20 protein-coding genes are annotated in these 23,137 nt (G+C 69.5%); 8 read left to right on the top strand and 12 right to left on the bottom strand.

What is annotated here, in order from left to right; all coding sequences use genetic code 11:
• The first annotated feature begins 31 nt into the window (after positions 1-31).
• On the top strand, positions 32-595 hold the full coding sequence (locus FS770_RS09005) for a GNAT family N-acetyltransferase (protein ID WP_244944847.1): 564 nt from the start codon (positions 32-34) through the stop codon (positions 593-595).
• Between the two features lie 18 nt (positions 596-613).
• Here the strand turns inward: FS770_RS09005 and FS770_RS09000 are convergent, their stop codons facing one another.
• The 10 genes from FS770_RS09000 to FS770_RS08955 form a co-directional block, all read right to left on the bottom strand.
• Positions 614-1,225 (bottom strand): SRPBCC family protein, encoded by a 612-nt coding sequence (locus FS770_RS09000; protein WP_055083285.1) that lies wholly within the window; start codon positions 1,223-1,225, stop codon positions 614-616.
• A 428-nt stretch (positions 1,226-1,653) separates the two neighbouring features.
• The gene (locus tag FS770_RS08995) at positions 1,654-3,618 is read right to left on the bottom strand and encodes an alpha-amylase family protein (protein ID WP_145011259.1); all 1,965 of its coding nucleotides are present in this window, start codon (positions 3,616-3,618) and stop codon (positions 1,654-1,656) included.
• 399 nt (positions 3,619-4,017) lie between these two features.
• Positions 4,018-4,980 (bottom strand): ABC transporter substrate-binding protein, encoded by a 963-nt coding sequence (locus FS770_RS08990; protein ID WP_126874193.1) that lies wholly within the window; start codon positions 4,978-4,980, stop codon positions 4,018-4,020.
• Complete coding sequence (locus tag FS770_RS08985) at positions 4,977-5,654, bottom strand: ABC transporter permease (protein WP_144941496.1); 678 nt, start codon at positions 5,652-5,654, stop codon at positions 4,977-4,979. Before FS770_RS08985 ends, FS770_RS08990 begins: the two co-directional genes overlap by 4 nt.
• Entirely contained in the window at positions 5,651-6,409 is a 759-nt protein-coding gene (locus FS770_RS08980; RefSeq protein ID WP_145011256.1) for an ABC transporter permease, read from the bottom strand. Before FS770_RS08980 ends, FS770_RS08985 begins: the two co-directional genes overlap by 4 nt.
• Positions 6,406-7,620 carry an ABC transporter ATP-binding protein gene (locus FS770_RS08975; RefSeq protein WP_144941500.1) on the bottom strand — a complete coding sequence of 405 codons (1,215 nt, stop codon included), beginning with the start codon at positions 7,618-7,620 and terminating at the stop codon, positions 6,406-6,408. Before FS770_RS08975 ends, FS770_RS08980 begins: the two co-directional genes overlap by 4 nt.
• A 50-nt stretch (positions 7,621-7,670) precedes the next feature.
• A complete protein-coding gene (locus tag FS770_RS08970; protein WP_126874192.1) occupies positions 7,671-8,312 on the bottom strand; it encodes a DUF421 domain-containing protein in 642 nt (213 codons plus the stop codon).
• Positions 8,309-10,330, bottom strand: coding sequence for an ABC transporter ATP-binding protein (locus FS770_RS08965; protein WP_425323832.1), 2,022 nt, complete (start codon positions 10,328-10,330; stop codon positions 8,309-8,311). The genes FS770_RS08970 and FS770_RS08965 overlap by 4 nt, the downstream gene beginning before the upstream one ends.
• Before the next feature lie 59 nt (positions 10,331-10,389).
• On the bottom strand, positions 10,390-10,875 hold the full coding sequence (locus FS770_RS08960; RefSeq protein WP_144941502.1) for a MarR family winged helix-turn-helix transcriptional regulator: 486 nt from the start codon (positions 10,873-10,875) through the stop codon (positions 10,390-10,392).
• 78 nt (positions 10,876-10,953) lie between these two features.
• The gene (locus FS770_RS08955) at positions 10,954-12,222 is read right to left on the bottom strand and encodes an MFS transporter (RefSeq protein ID WP_145011253.1); all 1,269 of its coding nucleotides are present in this window, start codon (positions 12,220-12,222) and stop codon (positions 10,954-10,956) included.
• A 44-nt stretch (positions 12,223-12,266) separates the two neighbouring features.
• Between FS770_RS08955 and FS770_RS08950 the strand changes: the two genes are divergently transcribed.
• Positions 12,267-13,040, top strand: a complete 774-nt coding sequence (locus tag FS770_RS08950) for a hypothetical protein (protein ID WP_144941505.1) — start codon at positions 12,267-12,269, stop codon at positions 13,038-13,040.
• Between the two features lie 76 nt (positions 13,041-13,116).
• On the opposite strand, the gene FS770_RS08945 is transcribed toward FS770_RS08950, so the two are convergent.
• The gene (locus tag FS770_RS08945; protein WP_144941507.1) at positions 13,117-13,503 is read right to left on the bottom strand and encodes a hypothetical protein; all 387 of its coding nucleotides are present in this window, start codon (positions 13,501-13,503) and stop codon (positions 13,117-13,119) included.
• A gap of 142 nt (positions 13,504-13,645) precedes the next feature.
• Between FS770_RS08945 and FS770_RS08940 the strand changes: the two genes are divergently transcribed.
• The 4 genes from FS770_RS08940 (at position 13,646) to FS770_RS08925 (ending at position 18,445) form a co-directional block, all read left to right on the top strand.
• A complete protein-coding gene (locus FS770_RS08940; RefSeq protein ID WP_145011250.1) occupies positions 13,646-14,476 on the top strand; it encodes an aldo/keto reductase in 831 nt (276 codons plus the stop codon).
• A 207-nt stretch (positions 14,477-14,683) separates the two neighbouring features.
• A complete protein-coding gene (locus tag FS770_RS08935) occupies positions 14,684-16,195 on the top strand; it encodes a peptide MFS transporter (RefSeq protein WP_145011247.1) in 1,512 nt (503 codons plus the stop codon).
• A gap of 292 nt (positions 16,196-16,487) precedes the next feature.
• A complete protein-coding gene (locus FS770_RS08930) occupies positions 16,488-17,990 on the top strand; it encodes an APC family permease (protein WP_144941513.1) in 1,503 nt (500 codons plus the stop codon).
• 44 nt (positions 17,991-18,034) lie between these two features.
• Positions 18,035-18,445, top strand: a complete 411-nt coding sequence (locus FS770_RS08925) for a universal stress protein (RefSeq protein WP_145011244.1) — start codon at positions 18,035-18,037, stop codon at positions 18,443-18,445.
• A 110-nt stretch (positions 18,446-18,555) separates the two neighbouring features.
• On the opposite strand, the gene FS770_RS08920 is transcribed toward FS770_RS08925, so the two are convergent.
• Positions 18,556-19,452, bottom strand: coding sequence for a phosphatase PAP2 family protein (locus FS770_RS08920; RefSeq protein WP_145011241.1), 897 nt, complete (start codon positions 19,450-19,452; stop codon positions 18,556-18,558).
• A gap of 401 nt (positions 19,453-19,853) precedes the next feature.
• Between FS770_RS08920 and FS770_RS08915 the strand changes: the two genes are divergently transcribed.
• Both FS770_RS08915 and FS770_RS08910 read left to right on the top strand, forming a co-directional pair.
• Positions 19,854-21,284, top strand: a complete 1,431-nt coding sequence (locus tag FS770_RS08915; RefSeq protein ID WP_144941519.1) for a sugar porter family MFS transporter — start codon at positions 19,854-19,856, stop codon at positions 21,282-21,284.
• Positions 21,285-21,474: 190 nt separating this feature from the next.
• Positions 21,475-23,136, top strand: coding sequence for a thiamine pyrophosphate-dependent enzyme (locus FS770_RS08910; RefSeq protein ID WP_126874187.1), 1,662 nt, complete (start codon positions 21,475-21,477; stop codon positions 23,134-23,136).
• Position 23,137 lies beyond the last annotated feature (1 nt).

The raw sequence follows: 23,137 nt of genomic DNA, 5'->3' as shown, positions 1-23,137 counted from the left end.
CGTCCGTGACGGACCGCCCTACGCTGGGGTCATGTCCCGCACGCACAGCACGTCCGCCACACCCGTTCCCTCTGTCTCCTCCATGACAGACGTTCTTCCCGCCGCCCCCGCACACGCCCCGGGAATCGTGGCGCTGAGGGACGAGCTGGCCCGGTGGATGCAGACCCGCGGCATCGACCAGTGGCGGGAGGGCGAGTTCACCCCCGCGCAGGTTGAACAGGAGATCGCCGCGGGACAGTGGTGGGTGGTGGAGCCCGAGAGTCGTCCCGGCGAGGTGCTCGGCAGCGTGCGCGTGATCTGGGAGGACCTGGAGATCTGGGGCGAGCAGCCCGAACCCGCCGGGTACATCCACGGCGTGGCGGTGGACCGCAGCCTCACCGGCACCGGCACGGGCACACGCCTGCTGCATGCGGCTGAGACCGTGATCGCGGCGTCGGGCCGGCGCATCTCGCGCCTGGACTGCGACGACAACAACCCCGCGCTCAAGCGCTTCTACTCCGGCCTCGGGTACACCCCGCGCGGCACCGCCACGTTCCACGTGCCCGGCCCGGACTTCTGGGTCACGGTCCAGCGCATGGAACGCCCGCTGCCCTGAGCCTCTCGGCTCGTGTCCTCAGACGCTCTGCGCCCGACGACGCCCGCTCGGCTTCCTGTGCGCCGCGCGGCCACGCCCCACGCACCCGCCCTGCGCCGCCGGCGGCGTGGCCGCAGCACCGCCGGCCCTTCCGAGGAGGGCGGGCGTGGGTGTCTGCGCATGCGAGAGCAGGTCCTTCCGCATCCGCTCCAGACCACGGGTCACGGCGCGCCTGGCCAGCATCTGGGACCACGGCGACTTCCACCACAGGGAACCCCGCAGCCGGAAGTCACCCTCGAAGATCACGTGGACACCGCCGTCGGCCTCTGTCCACGTGATCTCCACGGTGGCGTCGGTCGGACCCTTGGTGGTGCGCAGCATGAGCGACTCCCCGGGTACGCGGTCCGCCACGATCATGATGAACTCGTAGCGCAGCGGCCCGACGGCCGCGGTGAACTCCAGTGCCGCCCCCACGTTCAGGGGCTCGTCGATGCTCGTTGGCCACTCGTAGTGGACATCGAACCACCTGCCCAGTGCGGCCGGCCGGCTGAGCGCCTCGTCCACGACGTCGCCCTCCACGGGGACGTCCTGCTCGGCCAGCATGGTGAATCCGTGCGCGTCCTTCTCCAGGCGCGTGATGTGTGCAGACATGTTTCCCCCTTGGTGCGTGCGCCTCCCCACGCCGCTCGTCCCACCGAGCAGCGACACACGCTTGTGACAGTGCGCCTGGATGACCAGGCACTTCCAGTCTGATGCAAACTTGTGGACACGTCACCCTCTGCGGGGTCATATGACGCGTGCACAGGGGTGGATAAAAGTTGTCCACAGGGGTGGAAAAAGCTGTGGGTTTTTCGAACAGGTTTTCGACGTCCTGAGCCACCCTGCCGCATCCCAGGGATGCACCCCGCTCTCACCAGGGGAGATACCAGATAAACGTATGGACAGCGGCTCGAATCCCACTCGTGTGACTTATCCACGCTGTGGACAAATCATGTGGATAACCGGCGTTGTCCACCCATCTGCGGAGACCTACCCCCTTTTGGGGGGACAGGGGTGGAGGGGCGTTTCCGGACCGGTTCCTAGACCGCGGGGAGCACTCGCAGCCACCGGAAGCCATGGGCCTCCAGGAGGATCCCGGCGCGCAGGTCCACCCGTTCGTCGTCGCCCAGGGACGTGGCCGTGGGCAGGAACCCGCTCAGCGTCTCGCCCGTGACGAACTGGGACCAGTCGCTCACGTTGGCCAGGCACAGCACCACGCTGTGCCCACCGGGGCGCTGGTAGCCCAGCACGTGGTCGTTGTGCGTGTCGAACGGGATCAGGGTGGTGCCGTCGAACTCCGGGGTGCTGCGACGGACCGTGATCATCCCCCGGATCCCGCCGAAGATCCGCCCCTGGACGGAGAAGAGGTCGTGACGGCGCTCGTAGTCCGCCTCCGAGTACAGGGGTCGGTGCACCCACCGGGCATCGTGCGCATTGTCCGGGTTCTCCTGCCAGTGGGCGTCGTTGAGCTGGCCCACCTCGTCCCCCAGGTAGATCAGCGGCAGGCCACCCGTGCTCATGGCCAGGGAGTAGGCCAGCAAAATCCGGTCCACCGCTGGGCCAGGCTCGGTCTCCAGGCCCAGCAGGGACGCCGTGGTCCCGCAGATGCGGCAGTCGCCGGTGCGGGGGTTGTCCTGGAAGGCGACGCCGTGGGCGAAGCTGCCCGGGTGGCGGCCGGTGTAGAAGGCGTTGAGGAAGCGGCGGTGGTCGTGGCCGGCGATCCCCAGCCGCGCGGCGTCCTCGTCCGAGAAGGTCCAGCCGATGTCGTCGTGGCTGCGCACGTAGTTCACCCAGGCGGTGCCCTCCGGAGTGGCGTGGCGCTCCGCGAGCGCTGCTGAGAGCATCCGCACGTCCCGCGTGGCCAGGGCATCCCAGGTGAGCGCCATCTGCAGCGGGTTGTAGGACAGGGCGCACTGGTCCGGCTGGATGTAGCGGATGACCTCGTCCGGGTGCACGATGGCCTCGGACTTGAACTCCACCGCGGGCGCGGCCAGTGCCATGACGACGTTGAACGCGCGCAGCAGGTCGTGCACCTGGGGCTGCGACTCGCAGGAGGTGCCCAGCTGCTTCCAGATGAAGGCGACGGCATCCAGGCGCAGCACCTGGGCGCCGTGGTTGGCCAGGAAGAGCATCTCCGCGGCCATCGCGTGGAAGACGTGGGGGTTGGAGTAGTTCAGGTCCCACTGGAAACGGTGGAACGTGGTCCACACCCAGCGGGGATCCGGGTGCAGCGGGCTCAGCGTGCGACCCACCTCGGTACTGTCCACACGGGTGAACACCCCCGGGTGGTCGTCCGGGAAGATCTCGCGCGCGGTGAGCTCGAACTCGTCCGGCATGGTGCGGTCCGGGTAGATCCAGTAGAAGCGCTCGTAGAACGGGTCCCCCGCGGCGGCAGCCCGGGCCCATGCGTGCTCGTTGGACGTGTGGTTGAAGACGAAGTCCAGCACCAGCGCGATCCCCTGCGCCCGCAGCAGGGCGGCGAACTCTGCGAGCTCCGCCATGGTCCCCAGTGCGGGGTCCACGTGCCGGTAGGAGGAGACCGCGTACCCGCCGTCCGAGTTGCCTTCCGGGGCCTTGTAGAGGGGCATCAGGTGCAGGTAGGTGAGCCCGAGCTCCCTGAAGTACGGGATCCGCTCCCGCAGCCCGGCAAGGTCCCCGCCGAAGCGGTCCACGTAGCAGACCCCGCCCACGGCGTCCCGGGAGGTGAACCACGGCTGGGCGTCCTCGCGGCGCCGGTCGAGATCCTTGAGGTCCCGAGGGCGGGCCACGAACGCCTCCCACGCGGTCAGCACTGCCTGGGCCACGGTGTCCCAGAACCCCGGCCCCGAGCCGTAGACGGCGTAGAGGGAGGTGACCAAGCGGTGCACGTGGGTGGTGAGGCGGCCCGTGAACACGGCGCGGTCCTCGGGGTCCACCCGGGTGTCCCGCAGAAGGTGCTCCCTGACGAACTGGAGCACCTGCTCCTGACCGTCGAGGCCCTGGGGGATCGAGTTCTCATGCTGCATGTGGGGGCCTCCTCGGTTGGCACGCATCACGACCGTGGGGAGTCATGGTGCCCGGGATCCCCCTTGATGCCGGGCTCTGTCCGACCGCCACCGCGCGGCGGCGGACGATCCCGTCAAGCATAGACACGCGCAGTGCGGTGACCTGGAGGTGACCGCCAGATGACCCGGGCGGCACCGGGCGTTAACCCCACAGGTTGTGCACAGAGTTATCCACAGGTGTGGAAACCACGGCGTGTCCCCGGTGCCCCCACCGGGGGAAACACCAGTGTCACCGCAGGTCAGAGGCCGGTGGGGAAAATCCTCACCGTATGTGGACAACCCTGTGCAGAACTCCTCCCACCAGGTCCGCCCCGTCCACGTACCCGGTGGTACGTGAACGGCGCGAGAGGGGAGGTCGGGTCAGGAGGCCTTGTCGTACCCGTGGTCGCCCAGCCACTGCTTGGCGGCGTCCGCGGGGTTCTGCTGCTCGTCCCCGCTGACCTTGCGGTTGAGGTCGATGAGGTCCTCCGTGGTCAGCTTGGACGAGAACTCGTTGAGCGCGTCCACCGCCTTCTGCGGCAGCCGGTCCGGGGCGGTGAGCGGTAGCACCTGCTGGGCAATGAAGTTGTCCTTGGGGTCCTCCAGCACCACGAGCTTCTGGTCCTTGATGGCCGGGGTGGTGGTGAAGATGTCCGCCACCTGGGCGTCGCCCTTGGTCAGTGCCTGGACGGTGAGCGGCCCGCCGCCGTCGTTGATGGGCTGGAAGGACTTGAAGGAGCAGTCGTACTTCTTCTTGAGCCCGCTCGTACCGTAGGCGCGCTCCTGGAACTCCGGGGGCCCCGCCATGACCAGCTCCCCGCACACCGAGGAGAGGTCCTCGATGCTCTTCAGGCCGTACTTGTCCGCGGTGGCCTGCGTGATCACGAGGGCGTCCTTGTCCTCGGCCTTCGAGGCGTCCAGCACGGAGAGCTTCTGGTCCTCGAGCGCTGCCGGCAGCGCCTTCACGATGTCCTCGGCGGAGGCGGCCGTGGCGTTCTTGTCCGCGAAGAGCAGCAGGTTGCCGGAGTAGTCCGGGACAACGTCCACGGAGCCGTCCTTGACCGCTCCCACGTAGGCCTCGCGGGCCCCGATGCCCGGCTTGGTCTCCACGGAGACCCCGGCGTCCCGCAGCACGCCGGCGTAGAGCTCCGCCACGATCTGAGACTCCGGGAAGTCGGCCGAACCCACGGTGACGGTGTCGGAGGAGCCGCTCGCGGCGTCGTCGCCCCCGCCCAGGGGGTCCGAGCCGCCGCACGCGGTGAGGGCGAGCAGTGCCGTGGAGGCCACGGCGACCCATGCTGCGGGGCGCCAGGTTGCGTGGCGGGTGGAGGTGGGGGTGGTCATGGTCGATCTCCTGCCGTTGCGAGACCCGGTGACGTCACCAGGCGTTGTACGAGGGCGAGCACTGCGTCCGCGGCCAGTGCGAGCACGGCCACGAGCACCACGGACCCGAGCATGCGCGCGTAGTCGCGCACCGCGAGCCCGTCGATCAGGTAGCGGCCGAGGCCGCCCAGGTTGATGTACGCCACGATGGTCACCGTGGCCAGCACCTGCAGCGCGGCGTTGCGGATCCCGCCCAGGATCACGGGCAGCGCCACGGGAATCTCGACGCGCGTGAGGACCTGGCGCTCCGTCATCCCCATGGACCGGGCCGCGTCCACGAGCGCTGGCGAGACCGCCGCGATCCCCGAGTACGTCCCCGAGAGGATGGGCGGCACGGCCAGCAGCACCAGCGCGAGGATCGGCGGCAGCAGCCCCAGGCCCATGAGCAGCGTGAACAGGGTCAGCAGGCCCAGCGTGGGCAGAGCGCGCAGGGCACCTGCCAGACCCACGACCACGCCGCCCCCGCGGCGGGTGTGCCCCACCCACAGGCCCAGCGGCACGGCCACGGCCAGCGCGATCACCATGGTCAGCGCGCTGTAGCCCACGTGCTCGAGCAGGCGCTGGGGGATGCCGGAGGGCCCACTCCAGCTGGCGGGGTCCGTAAGGAACTGTGCGGCGTCGGCAACGAGACTCATGCGCGGGCACCCCCGGACTCCACGGCGGCCAGTGCTCCGGTCGCATCACGCGCGCCGCCCGCAGTGCGGCCGGGGCCGCGGGTGTCACGACGACGCCGCCCGCCGGCCTCCCGCGCGCCCGTCCCCGGGCGCTGCCAGCGGGTGAGCACCTGTCCCAGCAGCCGCAGCAGCTGGTCCAGCACCACGGCGATCAGCACGGTGGCCACGATGCCCACGAGGATCTCCGCGACGATCGAGCGGCGCAGCCCGTCCGTGAACAGGGTGCCCAGCGACTGGATGCCGATCACCGCGCCCACCGAGACCATGGAGATGTTCGAGACGGTGGCCACCCGCAGGCCGGCGACCATCACGGGCACCGCCAGGGGCAGCTCCACCCCGAAGAAGCGCCGCGCGGGCCGGTACCCCATGGCCGTGGCGGCCTGCAGGACGTCCCGGTCCAGGGACTCGAAGGCGTCCACGCACGAGCGCACGAGGATGGCGACCACGTACAGGGTCAGCGCCACGATCACGTTGACCACCGAGGTCATCCTGGTCCCCAGGACCAGGGGAAGCACCACGAAAAGGGTCAGCGAGGGGATCGTGTACAGCAGCGAGGAGCCCGTGACGAGCAGCGGGCGCAGCCAGCGGCTGCCCGCCGCCAGCCGGGCCAGGGGCACGCTGACCAGCAGCCCCAGCACCACGGGGAGCACGGACTGCACGAGGTGCGCCCCGGCGAGGTCCAGGACGGTGTGCCAGTTGTTCGTCAGCCAGTTCACGGGTGCTCCGGGCGGTCGTAGCGCGCGGAGCGCTGCTCCTCGATGGCGCGCATGACGTCCCCGCCGGGCACCACTCCGGCCACGGAGCCGTCCCCGTTGACGGCCACGGCCTGCCCCGAGGGTGAGGAGAGGGCGGCGTCGAGCGCGGTGCGCAGCGAGTCGCCGTCGTGCCAGAGGGTGCCGCCCACGCGCAGCTGGTCGCTGGGAGCGGGCTCTCCCGTTGCAGAGACCGGCAGCCAGCCCAGGGGGTGGCGGCGCTCGTCCACCACCAGCAGCCAGTCCGGGTCCGTGGCTGCGGCGGATTGCCACGGGGCCACCCGACCGGCCGCCGCGCCGCCGTCGTCCGTGCCGCCGTCGCCCGTGGCGCCGTCCCGCATGCCCGGCCCCAGCAGGATGCGCTCCCCCGTGCCGGAGACGATCGCCGCCACGGGCTGCAGGGCCACGGTGGCGCTGTCGAAGCCCAGGGAGCGGAAGCCGCGGTCACGGCCGATGAAGTCCGCCACGAAGTCGTCCGCCGGGGCGCGCAGCAGCTCCTCCGGGGTCGTGTACTGGGCCAGTCGACCGCCGCGCGCGAAGACCGCCACGCGGTTGCCCAGCAGGACGGCCTCGTCGATGTCGTGGGTGACGAAGACGATGGTGCGGTGCAGCCGCTTCTGCAGGTCCAGCAGCTCCCGCTGCAGGTCCTGGCGCACCACCGGGTCCACGGCCGAGAACGGCTCGTCCATGAGGAGGATCGGGGGGTCTGCGGCGAGCGCCCGGGCCACGCCCACGCGTTGCTGCTGACCGCCGGAGAGCTGGGCCGGGTAGCGGGTGGCGAGGGACTCGTCCAGGCCCACGGAGGCGAGCAGCTGGCGGGCGTCCGCGCGGGCGGTGCGCTTGGAAACACCGTTCAGGCGCGGCACGGTGGCGATGTTGTCCTCGACCGTCCGGTGCGGCAGCAGACCGGACTGCTGCATCACGTAGCCCATGGAGCGCCGCAGCTTGGCGGCGGGGATGCTCGAGACGTCCTGACCGTTGATCTCCACCGTGCCGGACGTGGGTTCCACCATGCGGTTGAGCATGCGCAGGGAGGTGGTCTTGCCGCAACCGGAGGGGCCCACGAAGACCGTGAGGGAGCCCGCCGGGATGTCCAGGTCCAGGTGGTCCACGGCCGTGGTGCCGTCCGGGTAGACCTTGCTGACTCCGCGGTACAGGATGGCCATGTCGGTCATGCGTCCGAGTCCCTTCGTTGGCGTGGGAATATTCTAGCCGTCCGCAACTATCAGTGAGCGCGCTTTCTTTCGTCGCGTGACGGGCCCTCGTCCGGGGACGCACCGTGCGGATCCCGCTCGGCTGCCTCCGGTGCCGCCAGGAACTCCGCCGGGATGTCCTCCGCCCCCGCCACGTCCCACAGCAGCTCAGGGTCGATGGGGACGCCCCGCCGCAGCACGCTCAGCCCGCCGCCGGACTCGTGCACCACGCACGCGACCTCGGACACTGAGCGCACCCCCGCCCTGCGCAGGGCGCCGTTGAGCTCCGAGCGGGTGATGTGGGCCCGCCGCAGGGCCTTCGGATCCACCCTGTCACCGGCCATGAGCACGCGCGCTGGCGCGTTGAGCACTCTCCGCCAGCGGTCCCGGGCCCCCAGGCTTCCGAAGACCACCTCCAGCAGGAACAGGGTGCTCAGGCCCACGACGCCGCTCGCGAACGTGGGCGGGTGGCCCAGAATCACGCGCCCCGCCACGGCGCCCAGCATCACCGTGATCACCACGTCGAACGTGGACATGGCCGAGAGCACCCGCTGGCCGAGCAGCCGCACGAAGACCAGGAAGACCAGGTAGATGCCCACCGCGGAGAGCACCACGGCCAGGGCGTGCGGCGCGCTGATGCCCAGCTCGGACCACAGCTCCTCCCACCCGCTCACGCGTGACCTTCCGCTCCGCGGTCGGCGGCCCGCCCCGCTTCCGTCCGCTCCGGCCCCCACCCCGTGGGATCGCCTCCGTCCTCCCGCTCACCCCGGGCATCGAGATGCCCGCACGCGTCGCAGGACCCGGCCGACGGCGTCGTCACCGATGGCGTCTCGTGGGGAGCGAACTGCGTCTCGTGCAGCTCCGCGTACCGCCCGCCGCGAGCCAGCAGCTCCGCATGGGTTCCGCGCTCCACGATCCGCCCGGCCTCGATCACCAGGATCTGGTCCGCCCGGCGGATGGTGGACAGGCGGTGGGCGATCACCACGGCGGTGCGCCCGTTCATGGCCTCGTCCAGGGCGGCCTGCACGTGCGCCTCGTTGGTGGAGTCGAGGGCGGAGGTGGCCTCGTCCAGGATCACCACGCGCGGGTGGGCGATCAGCAGCCGCGCGATGGTCAGGCGCTGGCGCTCCCCGCCCGAGAGCCGGTAGCCGCGCTCGCCCACCACGGTGTCCAGCCCGTCCGGCAGGGACTCGATCACGTGCCGCAGGCGGGAGCGCTCCAGGGCGTCCCACAGCTCGGTGTCCGTGACGCCCTCCCGCGCCACGCCCAGGTTCGCGCGGATGGTGTCGTGGAAGAGGTGGCCGTCCTGCATGACCATGCCCACCGTGTGGCGCAGGGACTCGAAGGTGGTCTCGCGCACGTCCTGCCCGCCGATGCGCACGGCGCCGGAGTCGACGTCGTACAGCCGCGCCACGAGCTGCGCGATCGTGGACTTGCCCGCACCGGAGGAGCCCACCAGCGCCACCGTGTGTCCGGGCTCGGCCCGGAAGTCGATGTCGTGCAGCACCTGTTCCCCGCCCCGGGAGTCCAGCACCGCGACGTCCTCCAGGGACGCGAGCGAGACCTGCTCCGCCGAGGGGTAGGAGAAGTCCACGTGCTCGAACTCCACGGCCACGGGGCCATTCGGCAGGGCACGGGCGGTGGTGCTCTCGACGATCAGGGGCTTGATGTCCAGCACCTCGAAGACCCGCTCGAAGCTCACCACCGCGCTCATGATGTCCATGTGGGCGTTGGCCAGCATGGTCAGGGGCGTGTAGAGCCGCGTGAGGAGCATGCCCAGCGCCACCACGGACCCGGCGTCCAGGTGGCCGAGCAGCGCCTGTGTGCCGCCCACCCCGTAGACCAGGGCCAGCGCCAGTGCGGAGACCAGGGTCAGGGCGGTGACGAACGTGGTCTGGAGCATGGTGGCGCGGATGCCGACGCCGCGCACGTCGTCCGCCCGGGCGGCGAACTCCCGGGACTCCTGGACCGGGTCCCCGTAGAGCTTGACCAGGGTGGCGCCGCCGGCGGAGAAGCGCTCGGTCATGCGCGTGGACATCTGCGCGTTGTACTGCGCGGAGCGGTGCTGCAGTGCGGCCAGCCTGCCTCCCATGGCGCGTGCTGGGATCAGGAAGATCGGCAGGAGGAGCAGGGAGAGCGCCGTGACCTGCCACGAGATGGTGGCCATCACGCCTACGGTCAGCAGCAGCGAGACCAGGTTGGAGACCACCCCGGAGAGCGTTCCCGCGAAGGCCCGCTGCGCCCCGATCACGTCCGTGTTCAGCCGCGAGACCAGGGCGCCCGTGCGGGTGCGGGTGAAGAACGCCAGGGGCATGGTCTGGACGTGGTCGTAGACCGCGGTGCGCAGGTCGTAGATCAGCCCCTCGCCGATCCGCGAGGACTGCCACCGGTTCAGCAGGGAGAGCCCCGCGTCCACCACGGCCACCGCCGCGATGGCGAGGGCGAGCCAGACCACCACCGCGACGTCGTGGCCGCCGGTGATCGCATTGACCACGCGCCCGGCGAGCACCGGAGTGATCACGCCCAGCACGGCAAGGACCACGGAGACCAGGACGAACGCGAGGATGGCCCCGCGGTGGGGCCGTGCGAAGTCCAGGATCCGCCGGACGGTGTCCCGGCTGATCTTCCGCCCCTTGTTCTCCTGGCCCTTCATAGTCCGCCACATGGCCATGTGGGCGCTCTGCATACTCACGCCCGTCACTGTAGACCCGGCGTCAGACCCTCACAGGGGCGGACACCGGGGTCGGTGCGTCAGACGGGGTAGTCCACCCCCAGGGCGGCCTTGGCACTGGAGCCGCAGTTCAGCGCCCTGCCGATCTCCCGCAGCTGGCCCACTTGCTCGTCGCTGAGGCGGTCGAAGACGATCTCACGGACGTGGCGAACGTGGGCCGGTGCGGCCTCCTCCACGCGCCGCAGCCCGGCGGGGGTGATCTCCGCGATCACCACGCGGCGGTCGTCCTGGCGGCCCTCGCGAGTGACCAGTCCGTCCTTCTCCATTCGCGCGACGATGCGCGAGAGCCGCGACTGCGAGGTGTTGGTGGCGGTGGCCAGGGCGGACATCTTGTGCCGGTGGTCCGGAGCCTCGCTCAACATGGCCAGCACAAGGTATTCCGCCAGGGACATGTCTTCCTCGGAGCGCAGCTGCCCCTCGACGGCGCCCGGCAGCCTGAACATGATGGACACGAGCGCGAGCCAGGCCTCCCGCTCCTCGGATGACAGCCAGTTCGTCTCACTCATGCCCAACAGTGTAGTCAGCATATATTTACGCGGCAAATGTTTCCGCCCCTGGGCGAACACCGCCCCGAGCGCCGCGCCTCAGCCGCCGATGGTGCGCGGCCGTCCGGCGAGCGCCACGAAGACCCCCTGCGCCACCGCGACCCCCGCGAGCAGCAGCAGCGGCAGAGTCCACGAGCCGGTCGCGTCCTTGACCAGACCGATCACCACCGGACCGAGCGCCGCGAGCACGTAGCCCAGGCTCTGTGCCATGGATGACAGTCCCGCCGCCTGGTGGTAGTCGACGGTGCGCAGCCCGAACAGGGCCATTGCCAGCACGATCGCCCCGCCCGTGCAGAAGCCCGCGCACAGAGCCCAGAGCAGGGACAGCCCGGGCAGGAGCAGCATTCCCAGCACCCCCACCAGCCCTGCGCCCGCGAGCACGATCCCCAGTCCTGACTGGGCCCGCAGCCGGGGGATCACGAACGCGGAGAACAAGGTGCCCACCAGCCCGCACGCCTGGAAGGCGAAGTGGAACCAGCCGGCCTGCACCGCACTCGCCCCGTTGGCGATCTGGATGGCTGGCAGCCACGTGATCATCGTGTAGTAGATGGTGGACTGCAGCCCCATGAACAGGCTCACCTGCCACGCGAGCGGTGAACGCAGGGGCAGCCGGGCGCGTTCGGGGCGGGCCACGGGTGCGGAGGGCGACGCCGCGGCGTCGGGACCGGATGCGTGTGCGGTCGCCGTCGGGGTCGCCGCACGGACGGAAGCGGTGCCCAGGATCCAGGGGAGCAGGGTGGCCACGCCGATCACCGCGAGGCCCGCCCAGATGCCCAGGGCGAAGCGCCACCCGGAGGGCACCACGCCGGCGATGGGCACCACCAGTCCGGAGGCGAGGGCTGCGGCCAGCGCCGTGACGGACTGGTAGAGACCGGTCATAGGGCCGATGCGCTGCGGCCAGTCGCGCTTGATGAGGGACGGGATGAGCACGTTGAGGACGGCGATCGCGGCGCCGAGCAGCAGTGTCCCCACCCAGATCAGTCCGGGCCCGGAGATGGAGCGCAGCACGATGCCCACGGCCAGGACGGCGAGCGCGCTGCCCAGGGTGCGTTCGAGTCCGCACCTCTCCGCGAGCCGAGGTGCGAAAGGGGAAACCGCGGCGAACGCCACGAGCGGCAGGCTCACGAGCAGGGACGCCTGGAACGCGCTGAGCCCCACCTGCTCCTCGATCTGCGGCAGCACAGGCCCCACCGCGGTGATGCCCGCCCGGAGGTTGGCGCCCAGCAGGAGCACCCCCAGCAGCAGCAGTCCGGCTCGGGGGCCCCTCCCGACCGTTGAGGGAGGCGTGCTGGCACGGACAGCGGTCACCGGTCAACCACCTTTCGACGACGTCCTGCCACCATAATGGGGCCATGGACTCCCTCGACATCTGGCCCGCGCCCGTGACCTCCGACGACCGCGGGTTCGACGCCGCGGTGCTGCGTCAGCTGGGCAGGAAGCCCGCCGCAGCCCCGGCGGAGGAGCGGGCGGTCGGCTCCCCCGAGGTGGCCGGGCCCGGTTTCCAGGACGCCTCCGCTCCGCAGGACTCCGCCGGCGCTGGTGACGCCGCCGCCGTTCCCGCCCGGGACCCCGCGGGCACCGGGGAGCGCACCGCCGCGGGCCGGCCCACCCTGCGCGAGAAGCTCACGGCCTCCCTGCTGCTCGTGATCCCCCTGATCTCCGCGCTCGTGGTGGTGCTCAGCGCCCTGCGCTTCGCGGACGCCCACAACGGGTGGTGGCTGGGCCTCATCGCGGTGGTGCTCGTGCTGGCCGCGCTGTCCTGGGTGTCCGTGCTGCGGCGCAGTTTCGCCAGGGCCCAGCGCCACCTGTCCGTACGACTGCCGGGCGTCGTCGGCCACGGTGTGGGCATCGTGCGCGAGCTGGACGTGGAGTCCCCCTTCGACGAGAACGGCGTCTCGGACACCGTGACCGCCCACCTCACCCTGCGCGTGAACCCCACGCAGGGCCCGGCGTTCACCGCCGTGCTGGACGCGGTCTACGCACTGGCTGACGCCGAGAAGCTCACCGTGGGATCGCACGGGCCGGTGCGCTACCTGCGCTCGGATCCGGAGCACACCGTGAGCATCGAGACCCGGCTGGACGAGCAGCGGGTCCAGCAGATCTACCGCGCGGCGGCCATGAACTGACCAGCCCCTTATTCCCTACGAGGCCCCGCAGCGGAGCTCTCGGCACGCGTCGGCGTCGTCGTCCGGTGGTTGCTGCTCAGCCGATGGAGGACTCGCGGGGCGAACGCGCCCGGTCTCCCACGGGCTTCCGCGCCCCGGAACCGCGTTCCTCCGAACGACGTCCCTCCGCGGGACGCAGCGGGGAGGAGCCCACCCGGCGAGAACCGGCGGCGGGAACGACGTCGTGCTGCTCGGTGTCCGCCTCCGGCTCCTCGACCACGCGCGTCCCGGTGCCCCGGGCACGGGAGGGGGCCTCGTTGATCGCCGTGATGCTCACGGCCATCACGTTGAGCGCGACGCCCAGGATGGTGAGGAGCCAGGCGAGCGCGGCCACCGAGGCCACGGCGAACACCAGGCCGAGCACGATGAGCACGAGGGACGTGAGATAAGCGGGGGTCTTGGCACGTCGGAAGTTGAACTTCATGTCCCCTATTTGATCATGTTTCCCCCGGCGCCCCGCGCTGGATCCGGCCCCGGCCAGGGACTTCACCGAGAACTTAACGGCTTGTCAGATCCGCGGCACAGCAGTTCACTGGGAGTAGTTGTCACAGAAAGGATCCACCAGGATGTCCAAGAACCAGACACTTCAGCTCAACGACGGCCACTCCATCCCGCAGCTCGGCTTCGGCGTGTGGCAGGTGGAGTCCGATGTCGCGGAGGACGTGGTGGCCAAGGCCCTGCAGGTGGGCTTCCGCCACATCGACACCGCCGAGATCTACGGCAACGAGGAGGGCGTGGGTCGCGCGATCGCCAAGAGCGGCATCCCCCGCGAGCAGCTCTTCGTGACCACCAAGCTGTGGAACGACAACCAGGGCCACGACTCCGCCCTCCATGCCATCGACGCGTCCCTCGAACGCCTCGGCCTGGACTACGTGGACCTCTACCTCATCCACTGGTCGCAGCCGGATAAGGGCAAGTACCTGGAGACCTGGAAGGCGTTCCAGGAGATCAAGGACTCCGGCAAGGCACGCTCCATCGGCGTCTCCAACTTCACGCCGAAGGCCCTGCAGGACGTCGTGGACACCGGGGTGGTCCCCGCCGTGCACCAGATCGAGCTGCACCCCTCCTTCAACCAGCAGCACATGCGCGAGATGGATGCCCGCAACGGCATTCTCACAGAGGCGTGGTCCCCGCTGGGACAGGGCAAGGAGGAGCTGCAGGACGAGACCATCGGCCGGATCGCCGAGGCGCACAGGGCCACCCCCGCGCAGGTCATCATCGCGTGGCACCTTGCCATCGGCAACGTGGTCTTCCCCAAGTCCGTGACCCCGGAGCGCATCCAGCAGAACTGGGACGCCCAGCAGGTCACCCTCACAGCGGAGGAGATCGAGGAGATCAACGGTCTCACCCGCGAGGACGGTCGACTGGGCTCGGACCCGGCCGACTTCAACGACTGACCGGGTGACCACCCACGGCCCAGCCGCCGCCCACCCGAGGTGACGCGGCGCCGTCGGCACCCCCGTCCGGCGCTCGCGCCTGACGCGCCGACCACGCCGTTCGGCGCGGAATGATGGCCCCGGGACCCTCACAGGAGGACCCCGGGGCCGTTCCCGTGGTGCGTCGCAGGCCCGGGCACCCAGCCCGGGGGTGCATCATGGACTGTTATGAGTCAGAACAGCCCGGACGGCAGCCACGCGCACACCGCGGCGGCCACACCCCAGCCAGCCATCGACCCGCACAACCCAGCGGGCAGGAAAACCTTCTTCGGCCAGCCCGGAATGCTGGCCAACCTCTTCTCGGTGGAGATGTGGGAGCGCTTCTCCTTCTACGGCATGCAGGCTCTGGTCCTGTACTACATGTACTACGCCGTCTCGGACGGCGGTCTGGGCATCGACAAGGGCGTGGCCGCCGGGATCGTGGGTGCCTACGGCGGCACCGTGTACCTGTGCTCCATCCTGGGCGGCTGGATCGCGGACCGGCTGCTGGGCTCCGAGCGCACCATGCTCGCCTCGGCGGTGCTCATCATGGCGGGCCACATCGCCCTGGCCCTCATTCCGAGTGTGATCGGCCTGACCATCGGCCTGCTGTGCATCGCCGTGGGCTCCGGCGGTCTGAAGACCACGTGCGTGAACCTCGTGGGAACCCTCTACGAGCGTGACGACCCCCGCCGTGACGCGGGCTTCTCCATCTACTACATGGGTGTGAACATCGGCGGCCTGTTCGGCCCCCTGCTCACCGGCTTCGCCTGGGCCAAGTGGGGCTTCCACATGGGCTTCGGTCTCGCCGCGATCTTCATGGCCTTCGGCCTGGTGCAGTACACCCTCACCCGCAAGGGCCTGCCCGCCACGGTGCACACCGTGGCCAACCCGCTGCCCCGCTCGCAGTACGGCAAGTGGATCGGCATCGTCCTGGCGGCCGTGGTGCTCGTGGTGGTGCTGCTGCTCACCGGAGTCCTCAACCCCGCGAACCTCTCCAACGCCGTGATCCTCGTGGTGGTGGTCTCCGCCGTGGCGCTGTTCGTGACCATGCTGCGTGACAAGGAGCTCTCCCCGGACGAGCACTCCCGGGTGATCGCGTTCATCCCCCTGTTCATTGCCACCGCGGCATTCTTCTCGCTGTTCCAGCAGCAGTTCACCGTGCTCGCCATCTACGCGGACACCCGGCTGAACCTCAACCTGTGGGGCTTCGATTTCAAGCCCTCGCTGACCCAGTCCATCAACCCTGTCTTCATCGTCCTGCTGGGCATGGTGTTCGCGGCAGCGTGGACCAAGCTGGGCACCCGCCAGCCGAGCACCCCCGTGAAGTTCGGCGTGGCGCTGCTGCTGATCGGCGTGGCGTTCCTCACCTTCGTGACGCAGGCACACACGCCGTCCGTGTTCATCGGGTGGATCGTGCTCGTGCTGTTCTTCGCCACCCTGGGCGAGCTGTTCCTCTCCCCGGTGGGCCTGTCCCTGGCCACCAAGCTCGCCCCGCGGAAGTTCCCCGTACAGATGATCGCGCTGTACAACCTCTCCGTGGCCCTCGGCACCGCGCTGTCGGGCTCGCTCGCGGAGTTCTACTCCGCGGACAACGAGGTGGGGTACTTCGGCACCATGGGCGCGATCACCATCGTGCTCGGCGTCGTGATGCTCCTGGCGTCCAAGCCCATCCTGAAGCTGATGCGCGGCATCCGCTGAGAACCCCTTCCCGCACCACCGCGCCCCGCGCCGCTTCCACGGCGCGGGGCGCGTCTCTCTCCTCGCCGACGACGCCCGCTCACGTCCCGGACGACGGCACCGCTTCACTCCCTGGGGGACGCCACTCCTCCTCCGGGGCGATGACACCGCACCCCCGGCTCCACGCCGGTACCCCCGCCCCTACTCCCCATCCCTTATGGTTGCCTGTAAGAATGAGCCGCAGGTCACACCCCGGTGTGATCGGACCAAACATCCGGAGTGGATCCCACAGGGTCCCTTCGTGGAGGAGACCATGAGCGATCCATCATCATCGCGGGGCGCCACCTCGGCGTCAGCGTCGAGGGACACGACCCCCGCACCCGCGGGAGACAGCACCGACTCCGGTGGGCAGAGCCACGAGCTCAAGCGGGTCATGGGCCCGGGACTGCTGCTGCTGTTCATCGTGGGGGACATCCTGGGCACGGGCGTGTATGCCCTCACGGGAAACATCGCCGGGGAGATCGGCGGTGCTGCGTGGGCCCCGATCCTCGTGGCCTTCGTCGTCGCCACGATCACCGCCTTCTCCTACCTGGAGCTGGTGACCAAGTACCCCGGGGCTTCCGGTGCGGCGCTCTACACGCACAAGGCCTTCGGTCTGCACTTCCTCACGTTCCTGGTGACCTTCGCCGTGCTGTGCTCCGGGCTGACGTCCGCTGCCACCGCCTCCAGCACCGTGGCGTCCAACTTCGCCAAGGGCTTCCACCTGGACATGAGCCCCCTGGGCATCACCGTGGTGGCCGTGAGCTTCATGGCGCTGCTGGCGCTGATCAACCTGCGCGGGGTTTCCGAGTCCGTGAAGCTCAACGTGGTGCTCACGGTCATCGAGCTCACCGGCCTGCTCATCGTGATCCTCGTGGGTTTCTGGGCCGCGTTCCAGGGCAACGCGGACTTCAGCCGCACGGTGGTGTTCGAGACCTCTGACGACAAGGGAATGTTCATGGCCCTGACCGCTGTGACCTCCCTGGCGTTCTTCTCCTTCGTGGGCTTCGAGGACTCCGTCAACATGGTCGAGGAGACCAAGGACCCCACCCGCAACTTCCCGCGCGTCATGCTCACGGGCCTGTGCATCACCGGCGTCATCTACGTGCTGGTGTCCCTGTTCACCGTGGCGATCGTCCCCATCGGTGAGCTCGGCGAGTCCACCACCCCGCTGCTCGACGTGGTGAAGATCGGTGCGCCGGGCGTTCCCATCGACACCATCTACCCGTTCCTCACCATCTTCGCGGTGGCGAACACGGCGCTGATCAACATGCTCATGGCCTCCCGACTGCTGTACGGCATGGCCAAGCAGGGTGTGATCCCCGGGTTCCTGGGCAAGGTCCTCCCGCGCCGCCGGACCCCGTGGACGGCCATCATCTTCACCACCGCGCTCGGGATGGTGCTGATCATTCTGGTGAACAACGCCATGGGCAAGGGCACGGCCTCCGCCCTCGGTGGCACCACCGCGCTGCTGCTGCTGGGGGTTTTCACGGTGGTCAACATCGCCGCGATCATCCTGCGCCGTGACCACTCCCAGGAGGGCCACGAGTACTTCCACGCCCCGCGCATCCTGCCCTATCTCGGCGCCGTCACGTGCGCGTTCCTGCTCGGGCCGTGGGCACAGGACACCATCGAGTACCAGATCGCTGTCGTGCTGCTGGCACTCGGCGTGGTGCTGTGGCTCGTGAACTTCCTCTACGGCCGCCTGGTCACCGGGCGCCGCACGCGGTTCCAGCACCCGGAGGACATCGCGCACCTCGAGGACATCGACCGGTGAGCGCAAGTGCCCCCGCAGAACACCCCTCACGACCAGGAGACGCCATGAAGATCGTCGTCGGCTACCTTCCCACCCCCGCCGGCCGAGCCGCCCTGCGCGCAGCCATGGCAGAGGCCACCCTGCGCTCCGCGGAGCTCGTGGTGGTCCAGGCGCACCACACCAAGCGCTGGGGCCGCCACACCAGCCCCGAGGAGACCGAGACGGCACTGCGCGAGGACCGCGCGGCGCTGGAGGAGAGCGGCCTCAAGTACGAGCTCGTGCCCGTGGCGGACGACGCCGATCCTGCGGACATCATCCTCGACGTCACGGACCGCACCCACACCCAGCTTCTCGTGATCGGCACACGCAGGCGCACCCCCGTGGGGAAGCTGATCATGGCACCCACCACGCAGCGCCTGCTGCTCGAAGCGGGCTGCCCCGTCCTGTGCGTCAAGGCCGGGTACGGCTCCGACTGAGCACGCAGCCCCGGGGCTGCCAACGACGACAGACCCCACGAACGACGGCGGGCCGGACCTTTCGAGGTCCGGCCCGCCGTCGTTCGTGGATGGGGATGGTGGGAGGCGTCTCAGGCCGCGCGGTCCGATCGGTGCCCGGTGTGGGCGGAGGCGTCGTATGGAGCCGTGCGAGCTGCGGTGACCACCGGCTGCTGCTCCGTGTAACGGGTGCCCCGCTGAGGTTCAGCACCTGCGCGAGCCGTGGCCACGGCGGGCCGGGCCGCAGTGCGCGCCGTGGCGGGCAGCCGCGGGGTGACCCCGGCCTGCTGCCAGGAGAAGCCGAAGGCGAGCGCGGGAACCACGGTGTTGGCCACGGAGGCGCCGACCATCACACCCGCGGCGGCCACGGGCAGCGCCGCAAGGACGTCCAGGGGGTAGTGCGCCCCGGAGTACACCCGGGCCGCGGCCACGAGCGCCGTGGTGAGACCACCCCACAGCAGGAGGTTGCGACGGGCGCGCCGACTCGACGCCACCAGGCTCAGCGCGAGGACGGTGGCCACCGCCGCGCCCGTGTGCGAGGACGGGAAGGACAGGGAGCCGGTCACGGGACTCAGGGGGTCGCCCGTGAGGAAGGTGGGGCGGGGGCGCTCCACGAGGACCTTCACGAGGCCCACCGCACCCCAGCCCGCGAGGGCGAGGATGCCGAAACCCGTGGCGTCCAGGGGGCGTCGTCGGACGACCGCGAGCCACCCGATGACGGCGGCCACGATGAGCACCACTGCACCGTTGGACAGTGCGAACGTCACCGCCGTGGCCAGGGTGTCCAAGAGGACGTTGCGATGCTGGGACAGCCCCTCGAGCAACGCGGTCTCCCCGTCGGTGACCTGCGGTGACAACACCAGCAACCGACCGATCGTCGCCGTCAGAAGCACGGTGACGAGAGGTACGGCCACGCGGTGTCGCAACTGCGGCAACTGCCACGGGGACCCGCCCGGCGAGGGGGAAGTGTACTGCGCCGGATTGGTCATGACCCAATGGTGACACGGGACACCGAGTGAACCCTGATCACGGCGTGTCGTGACGAGCAGGGAACAAAAACATGACGGAACATGATGTTTCACGTGAAACACGTGATTAATAAACAATTTATAGAGTTTTTATTCTACAGCCAGAATGTTTTCCGGCCACGCATCACGCATGCTGTGTGCGCCACGGCAGGAGCCCACTGCGGGGTTTGTTTACTTTCCCCTGTGCCCGTCCTACTCTTGGGACACTGTCCTTCCCCGGCAGCCGCTCCATCCGGGCCGATCAGGCCCGGGAGACCCGCAGCGACGCGCCCTCGCCCCCGGTGACTCTCCGGAGGCACGGCGTCTTCCCGGGCGTGGGACTCTCATGAGGGTTCGACACTGCACAGCAAGGGAGCTGCGGGATGAGTCATCCAGGGCAAGCACATCAGCCGGAACGTCATCAGACGAACACCGGCGCGGTCATCCGCATCACGACCGTGGCCGCCTTCGGTGGTCTCCTCTTCGGGTACGACTCCGCCGTGATCAACGGCGCGGTCTCCTCCATCCAGTCCACGTTCGACGTCGGCCCCGGCCCCCTCGGCTTTGCGGTTGCCGCGGCGCTGCTTGGTGCGGCGGTCGGCGCGTTCTTCGGCTCGCGCATCGCAGACCGCACGGGGCGCATCCCGATCATGAAGGTCGCGGCGCTGCTGTTCCTGCTCTCCGCGATCGGCTGCGCCCTCACCCAGTCCATCGAGTGGCTCGTCTTCTGGCGAGTGGTGGGCGGCATCGGCGTGGGCGTGGCTTCGGTGATCGCCCCGGCGTACATCGCGGAAGTCGCACCGGCCCACCTGCGCGGGCGACTCGGCTCGCTGCAGCAGATGGGCATCGTGCTCGGCATCTTTCTGTCCCTGTTGATCGACGCCCTGCTCGCCAACTGGGCGGGCGGCGCCGCCCAGGAGCTGTGGTTCGGTCTCGCAGCCTGGCGATGGATGTTCCTCGTCATGGCCGTGCCCGCCGTCGGCTACGGCGTGGGTGCGTTCATGATCCCCGAGTCCCCGCGGTACCTGGTCTCCGCGGGCCGCCCGGACGAGGCGCGCGCCGTTCTCTCCCGCATCCACGGCGACGAGGCCGTGGACTCCCGAGTGGCGAAGATCGAGAGCACCGTCAACAACGAGCGCAAGCCCCGCTTCGCGGACCTGCGCGGTTCCCTGGCCGGGCTCAAGCCCGTGGTGTGGGTGGGCATCGGCCTCGCCGCGCTGCAGCAGTTCGTGGGCATCAACGTGATCTTCTACTACTCCAACGTGCTGTGGGAGTCCGTGGGCTTCAAGGAGTCGGACTCCTTCACCATCTCGGTGGCCACCTCCGTGGTCAACGTGCTGGTCACGATCGTGGCCATCTTCCTGGTCGACCGCATCGGCCGCCGTCCCCTGCTGCTCGTGGGCTCGGCCGGGATGACCGCCTCCCTGGCGGTCCTCGCGGTCGTCTTCGCCACGGCCAACAAGGTCATGGTGGACGGCCAGCTCACCCCGGACCTCGGCCCCGTGGCCGGCCCGCTCGCGCTGATCGCCGCCAACCTCTTCGTGGTGTTCTTCGGCGTCTCGTGGGGTCCGCTCATGTGGGTCCTGCTGGGCGAGATGTTCCCCAACCACATCCGCGGTGCCGCCCTGGCGGTCGCCGGGGCCGTGCAGTGGATCGCCAACTGGGGCGTCACTGTCTCCTTCCCGTCCCTGTCCAACTACTCGCTGGGCCTGACCTACGGCATCTACGCGTTCTTCGCGCTGGTGTCCCTGGTCTTCACCGTGAAGATGGTGCGGGAGACCAACAACGTGGAGCTCGAGGACATGCGGGCCTGATCCCCTTCCCCAGCACCACCACGATGCCCCGGATCCGCCACGCGGACCGGGGCATCGTCATGGGCGGCGCCACAATGACGTAGTTACCGCCGGGTTCGGGTATTTTCGAGACACATCTCATGAGACACACCTCACAGGGATCGCCCCCGTGGTGATCACTCGAACTTCAACGGCGAAAAGAGAGCATCCCATGACGCATCCCACAGCCACACGTTCCACGGACCGCAAGTCCGCGGGCCACGTGATCGTCGACTCCCTCGCAGCCCACGGGGTGCAACGGGCCTACGTGGTCCCGGGCGAGAGCTATCTGGACGTGCTGGACGGGCTGCACAATTCACCCATCGAGACAGTGGTGTGCCGCCAGGAGGGCGGTGCCGCGTACATGGCGGAGGCGGACGGGAAGATGAACACCGTGCCGGGCGTGGCCATGGTGACCCGCGGCCCGGGTGCGGCCAACGCGCATGTGGGGCTGCACACGGCGTGGCAGGACTCCACCCCCATGGTGCTCTTCGTGGGTCTCATCCCGTTCGAGCACCGGGAGAAGGAGGCCTTCCAGGAATTCGACCCCCACTCGTGGTTCGCGTCCGGCGCCAAGCGGGTGATGGTCCTGGACCACGCGGAGCGCGCGTCCGAGTACGTGGCGGAGGCCATGTTCGCGGCGCGCTCCGGACGCCCCGGACCCGTGGTGGTGGGGCTGCCGGAGGACATCATCACGCGGAAGATCGACCCTGCGCTGCACCCCGAGATCCCCGTGGCGGGCGGGGGCATGACCGTGGAGGACTGGAAGGCCCTGGAGACGGCCCTCCAGGAGTCCAGCAAGCCGCTGTTCGTCTTCGGCGGCAACGACTGGACCACGGAGGGCGCGGAGAAGTTCACCGGTTGGCTGGAGCAGCACCACATCCCGGCTGCCGCGGAGTGGCGCTGCGAGGGGACCGTGCCGTTCGGCTCCCCCTCCTACGTGGGGCCGATCGGCTACGGGCGCCCCAAGCCCACCGTGGACCTCCTGGAGGAGACGGACCTGCTGGTCTTCGTGGGAACCGTCCCCGGCGACGTGATCACGAACGGCTTCCTGGTGCGCCAGGACTGGTCCAAGCACAACTTCATCGTGACCATGGACCCCTCCATGCGCGGCCGGTCCGGGCCCGTGACCTACCAGATCGTGGCCAAACCGGATGTCTTCGTGCGAGACCTCGTGCGCATGGAGCTGCCGGTCAAGGACGTGTGGCGGGACTGGTGCTCCCGTATGCGGCGCCAGCAGGAGAAGTTCTCCGCGCCCACCGAGACCCACCCCGAGGACGGCCCGGCCAGGATGGACACCATGATGGCGAACCTCGTGGCCACGCTTCCCGAGGATGCCATGGTCACGTTCGGGGCAGGTGAGCACACCAACTGGGCGCACCGCTACTTCCCCACCAACGGTTACGCGTCGATGATCTCGGCCCGCAATGGTTCCATGGGCTACTCGATACCCTCCGCAGTCGCCGCCTCCCTCAACCACCCCGGGCGCCGGGTGGTCTCGATCGCCGGGGACGGGGAGTTCCTGATGAACGGCCAGGAGATCGCTACCGCCGCGCAGTACGGTGCCACCCCGCTCGTGATCGTGATGGACAACCAGGAGTACGGCACCATCCGCACCCACCAGGAGGTGCAGTACCCGGGGCACGTCTCCGGCACGCAGCTGAAGAACCCGGACTTCGCAGCCATGGCCCGCGCCTTCCACGGCTTCGGGGTGCGCGTGGAGCGGGAGTCGGAGATCCCCGCGGCCCTCGAGCAGGCCTGCCGCGCGATCGACGAGGAGCACATCTTCGCCCTGATCCACCTCATTGTGGAGCAGCGCCGCAAAGCATACTGAC

This window comes from Kocuria salsicia (genome assembly GCF_007681555.1).
Lineage (GTDB): Bacteria > Actinomycetota > Actinomycetes > Actinomycetales > Micrococcaceae > Kocuria > Kocuria salsicia.
Note: the sequence above shows the minus strand (reverse complement) of the source record. Positions and strands in the feature narration are given on the sequence as shown.

Bases quoted from the DNA above. Each gene is read 5' to 3' on its own strand.
- FS770_RS09005 (WP_244944847.1), top strand. From the start codon at position 32: ATGTCCCGCACGCACAGCACGTCCGCCACACCCGTTCCCTCTGTCTCC.
- FS770_RS09000 (WP_055083285.1), bottom strand. From the start codon at position 1,225: ATGTCTGCACACATCACGCGCCTGGAGAAGGACGCGCACGGATTCACC.
- FS770_RS08995 (WP_145011259.1), bottom strand. From the start codon at position 3,618: ATGCAGCATGAGAACTCGATCCCCCAGGGCCTCGACGGTCAGGAGCAG.
- FS770_RS08990 (WP_126874193.1), bottom strand. From the start codon at position 4,980: ATGACCACCCCCACCTCCACCCGCCACGCAACCTGGCGCCCCGCAGCA.
- FS770_RS08985 (WP_144941496.1), bottom strand. From the start codon at position 5,654: ATGAGTCTCGTTGCCGACGCCGCACAGTTCCTTACGGACCCCGCCAGC.
- FS770_RS08975 (WP_144941500.1), bottom strand. From the start codon at position 7,620: ATGACCGACATGGCCATCCTGTACCGCGGAGTCAGCAAGGTCTACCCG.
- FS770_RS08960 (WP_144941502.1), bottom strand. From the start codon at position 10,875: ATGAGTGAGACGAACTGGCTGTCATCCGAGGAGCGGGAGGCCTGGCTC.
- FS770_RS08950 (WP_144941505.1), top strand. From the start codon at position 12,267: ATGGACTCCCTCGACATCTGGCCCGCGCCCGTGACCTCCGACGACCGC.
- FS770_RS08945 (WP_144941507.1), bottom strand. From the start codon at position 13,503: ATGAAGTTCAACTTCCGACGTGCCAAGACCCCCGCTTATCTCACGTCC.
- FS770_RS08940 (WP_145011250.1), top strand. From the start codon at position 13,646: ATGTCCAAGAACCAGACACTTCAGCTCAACGACGGCCACTCCATCCCG.
- FS770_RS08935 (WP_145011247.1), top strand. From the start codon at position 14,684: ATGAGTCAGAACAGCCCGGACGGCAGCCACGCGCACACCGCGGCGGCC.
- FS770_RS08930 (WP_144941513.1), top strand. From the start codon at position 16,488: ATGAGCGATCCATCATCATCGCGGGGCGCCACCTCGGCGTCAGCGTCG.
- FS770_RS08925 (WP_145011244.1), top strand. From the start codon at position 18,035: ATGAAGATCGTCGTCGGCTACCTTCCCACCCCCGCCGGCCGAGCCGCC.
- FS770_RS08920 (WP_145011241.1), bottom strand. From the start codon at position 19,452: ATGACCAATCCGGCGCAGTACACTTCCCCCTCGCCGGGCGGGTCCCCG.
- FS770_RS08915 (WP_144941519.1), top strand. From the start codon at position 19,854: ATGAGTCATCCAGGGCAAGCACATCAGCCGGAACGTCATCAGACGAAC.
- FS770_RS08910 (WP_126874187.1), top strand. From the start codon at position 21,475: ATGACGCATCCCACAGCCACACGTTCCACGGACCGCAAGTCCGCGGGC.